The following is a 4,543-nucleotide window of genomic DNA, read 5'->3' as shown; positions in this document are numbered from 1 at the left end:
TTATTTAGTGATATAATTAGTATTATATCAACTTACAGCGAACAGCCTTCTGCTTTTTTCAGATAATTTAGCTGTGTACTGTTCGCTGAAAGTTACTCTCAATTTATTTTTTACGTGCACAAATAGCCACATAATCCCCACTATCAAAACCTTCAATTGGCTCTTCAGCAACACGATTCGAATTTAACGGGTGTTTGGTTAAGGTTTGAGCAAATTGCAAATCTTCAAAATTAGCTTTGCCCAACATGTCAATTTTCTCTTGTGTAGTTCTCCAATTGGCAACTTTCACCAATTCAATTGGATAAGGATCAATTGGACAAACACCTTCTAACAATGGATGATCCCAAGTTCCAACGGCTTTTGCCAAATTATACAACACACCATATCCACTCTCTTTTGGCACATCAATCACTACCACTTTTCCTCCCGGACGCAATGCCGCATAAGCTTTGTTCAATGCCTTTTGTAAATCGCCAATATAACTTGGTGTACCGTTAAACAGAATGGTATCATAGGTTTCATTCCCCAATTCCATCTCCTCAGCAGTAGTAATTTCCACATTAATTCCTCTGCCTCTTGCAATCTCTGCCATTCCTTCCGATGGCTCAATTCCATTTTTAATTGAAATGCCAAACTCTTTGTTCAAAATGGTTTCGAACAAACCACTACCACAACCTACCGAAAAAACTTCTCCAGCATCTTTTAAAAAGTGTGCAACCAACTTCACTTCTGAATACAGAAGATTTTCATTCTCTAAAAACCACGCATCGTAGTCTGATGCATACTGATTAAACTTTGAACTCATCTTACTCTTTTTACAGTAGAATAGATTTGCCGATCCATCAAATCATTCTACCCATATTACACTTAATCAGCGGCATAAAAAAACCGCCTCGCGTAAAACGAAACGGTTATATCTTATGGAAATGTTTATCACAGATAAATCGTTTCCCTACGCTACTATTATGTAGATCAGGTGAAAGGGTAAACTCTCAGCCAAGCCCATGCTCAGCACCCCTAACGATATCACAAATGTACTATTTATTTATCAGTATTTACCGACTTGCATCGAAGAAATAATACCAATTGTATTAACCAGAGTTCCATTTTTATTTGTACAATTTAATGGTCGCTATGCTGATAACTGTTGGTAGTAATCTGGAAAAAGCTTCAAACCCCAAGTTATTAACCTGAGATCGACTAAAAACAGTGCTTTAATTCGTAAATAATGCTTTACTATTTATGAGCGTGAGAAAAACCTTCCCATCAATTGAACTGCTCATGCGTGCTTTTTGGGCATCAGGATGTCAAGCTGTTTTTACGCAGAAGAATTTTTAGTAAAACGGAGAAGCTGAGAACTGGTTCGAAGATCACTCCGTTGCACTTAAATTCTTCAAGTAAAAATAGTTTGGCAGGCTGCGCCCTAGATTTTTTGTCTACTTTTTCATCGATGGAAAAAGTAGAAGCCATGCGGCTTGAGATAAAAAAAAGTCAAGCTGACAGGTAAATAGGAGTATTAACAAAATTTGTTAGATAGAAGGTTATTAATCTTACAACAAACCAATCTTATCTTTATTTTTTGATTCCTACAAATCTTTAACGAGACAGTCGAATACTGGTCTTCGTGTCATTCGAATACAGAACTTCGTGTCTCTCGAATACTAGTCTTCGCTTCATTCGAATACAGAACTTCGCGTGTCTCAAATACTGGTCTTCGTGTCGTTCGAATACAGGACTTCGTATCATTCAGTATTACAAAGCCTAAAATATAGCTTACTGTTAATGGGTAATTAAAGGTTACGGTTCGTGGATCTTTTAGTAAGTGTTTCGAAGTGCTGTACTGCGTTGTTATTTTGACTCGATATTCCTCCGCTGGTGCGAGTGTTTTCCACTCGTACTTATTTTCAAAGAAAATAATAAAAATAAGGTAAAGTCATCATTCTATAAAAAATACATTTACAGAATTACGCTAGATATAATTTCCTGATTTTCTGCTACGCAGAGTCCGAGTTGCAAACTCGAACTATCGGTCAACTGGGACTATTAGGGGTCAACTCGGACTATCGAGGGGGATTTTGATTTCCCTATAAGTTACAAGCTTTATTTGAAACTACCGCCGCAGGCGGTTTTTGTTCAACGGTCTTGCTAAGTTTCGTGGGCGATTAAAAGAGTAATCTTATCAATACGCCAAGTAAGCAAGCCGAGTGAAATTGTTTATATTTTGAGTAAACCAAATTTAAGTGGCTTGCTGGTGTTTCTTAATTGAACTAACTCTCGAGCAATTCCCACCGCCCATGAAATTTAGCTTTTGTTATGCCCTCGTTCTTTTTTCATCCTAATAAAAAAGTGAATCTAATTCTTTTTCGTCTGTTAATTATTGCAGTTCTGCTATCGTTTACTTTATCAGGTTAGTCGAGTTTTTTTTTAAATGTTACATTGCATTCTTTTCATTTTTCAACTGTAACTGCTCAGTTTTTAATTTTAATCTTTCAAGTTGATTTTCTAATTTCTCATTTCTTCGATTAATTAAATTGGTATCAAAATCAATAAGATCTATTGCGTCATCAATGCGTTCAAGCAATTCGGTAATTTTCTCAATATCTTCCTCTAATTCATCCACTTCTGACTGTAGTCTATATAATATTTCTTCTTGCCCATCTGTTAATGAATCTTTCATTTCATATTTGTCGATTCTATCTTGGAGAGAATCCATTTTATTCTCTAAGGATTCATTAATAGTTATTATATCATCTTCAGTTTTAGTTAAAGCCTCAAATATTTTGAGAAATTTCTTTAGATGCTTCTTATCCATAAATTATTTGTTTTAATATCAGATTACCTTTTATTTTCGTGTAAGCAATATGCCATGATGTAATGAATGGGGATAACTTTTGTTATGCCTTCGTTCCCTTCAATCTAAGATTTTATTTATCCTCCATTCTAATATTTATAATCTCATCACCAGTTTCAAGAGAACATGGTTGTTTGTGTAAATCAATTTCAGCACAGATGTCAACAAGCGAGCCAATATTTAAGATCTTCATTTCAGGATTTTTATCTTTAAGTATAAAACGAAATTCATTCTGATATGAATAAATATCTTGCTTGTGAAAAAAGGATAAGTCTTTCTTTAATTTATTATCAAGTTTATAGTACTCAACCATTCTTAGCTTCATCGATTTACCTATTTTACTGATTGCTTCTTCCATCCTTGAAATAAATAGTCTTGGATTGTAAATAAGGATAAATCTATGATTTGAAAATTCATCAATGAATTTTTTAGGAACTAGATCACCGTTTAATTTTTGAGTATAATCTGAATACGTAATTGCGTATAGACTCAATATGTTGGCATCATCCCCATTAAACATTCTTAAATTTTCCCCAGAAAACTTTTTTGACCAATTTGCCTTATCAATTTTCTCATTTAGCTCTTTGGGAGAATTAAAATTTTCAATTGGGGCTGCAAATGAAATCGTAAAATCATTGCCACAAGTCGCTATAGCACCTTCACTTCCGTCTCCAATATTTTTATCAAACTTTTCGTATTCTCTAAACCATTTAATGGTATTCATACATATCTGACCTTCATTGATAAAGCTGTCAAAAAATTTCTTATCAACGGCTTTAATAAATGCATATATTTTTATTTCGTTCATTTAATTGAGGCTAATTAGAATGAAGCATAACGTAAAAGTGTTTTATCCTTCCAAAGATAACAACATTCACTAAACAATAAAATTGACAGATTGATAAATTAAAGATATGAAGGATAAAACATTGTTGGACAATGCCGCCGGGCTATGGGTATTTAATGTCTTGCTATTTTTAGAAAACGACAAAAAAGTATAAAATCACTAGTATCTTTTTGTTTTATTGGCTTTAGTAAGCAATTTCTCATTGTAAATAATGCATAATTTTCCCCTTTAGCCATGGCTATTAATTTTGTATTTCAGTATAAAAAGAACGTTTGATCTTTGAGTAAAATTAGGTTTCAGGCTTTGGGATATAGCTACATAATATTTTGCCTTTTTCGCATTTTGGACATTGTAAGATGTCTCTTCCGGTAAGCAATTTAAAAATATCATTGGCACATAAGCCTTTGTATTTTGGCAAGGGCTCAAAAGATTCAAGCAAGGCCATTACCTATTCTCGTTTTATTTTGGAGTTGCAAGATAATAGTATACCATAATATCTAAGAACTTATTCCTACTTTAATATCAACTTTTTGGTATCCCAAATCATACTCAATAAAAAGCCCCTCACACATTACTGTGCAAAGGGCTTTCCGCAATATATCACTCAAGAAAAATCAATCCTTTTAATAGTTTTCAACTCAAGTAAGAAAACTGGTAAATTTCAAAAACATACCCCTCTCTTACCTCTGCTTGCTTTTTGTCTCTTGTCTCTTGTCTCTTGTCTCTTGCTTCTAACTGCTCACCTCTTCCACTTCCCTCACTCTTTTCAACTTCACATCCAAACGATTCGTTTCTCCTGCCACATGGCTAATGGTATGCAGTTGGCTTTCGTAGTTTTTACATAC

At 34.0% G+C, this 4,543-nt stretch carries 3 protein-coding genes and 1 riboswitch; all 3 genes read right to left on the bottom strand.

Annotation, left to right across the window (positions count from 1 at the left end):
• Window positions 1-103: 103 nt before the first annotated feature.
• Window positions 104-805: a class I SAM-dependent methyltransferase gene (locus N4A35_11090; protein MCT4581955.1), complete on the bottom strand. Its 702-nt coding sequence runs from the start codon at window positions 803-805 to the stop codon at window positions 104-106.
• A 127-nt stretch (window positions 806-932) separates the two neighbouring features.
• Window positions 933-1,029: riboswitch (TPP riboswitch) on the bottom strand.
• 1,402 nt (window positions 1,030-2,431) lie between these two features.
• Complete coding sequence (locus N4A35_11085; protein ID MCT4581954.1) at window positions 2,432-2,812, bottom strand: hypothetical protein; 381 nt, start codon at window positions 2,810-2,812, stop codon at window positions 2,432-2,434.
• A 112-nt stretch (window positions 2,813-2,924) separates the two neighbouring features.
• Window positions 2,925-3,659 carry a hypothetical protein gene (locus N4A35_11080; GenBank protein ID MCT4581953.1) on the bottom strand — a complete coding sequence of 245 codons (735 nt, stop codon included), beginning with the start codon at window positions 3,657-3,659 and terminating at the stop codon, window positions 2,925-2,927.
• Window positions 3,660-4,543 lie beyond the last annotated feature (884 nt).

Source organism: Flavobacteriales bacterium (assembly GCA_025210295.1).
In the GTDB taxonomy this organism is placed as follows: Bacteria; Bacteroidota; Bacteroidia; order Flavobacteriales_D; family Parvicellaceae; genus S010-51.
Note: the sequence above shows the minus strand (reverse complement) of the source record. Positions and strands in the feature narration are given on the sequence as shown.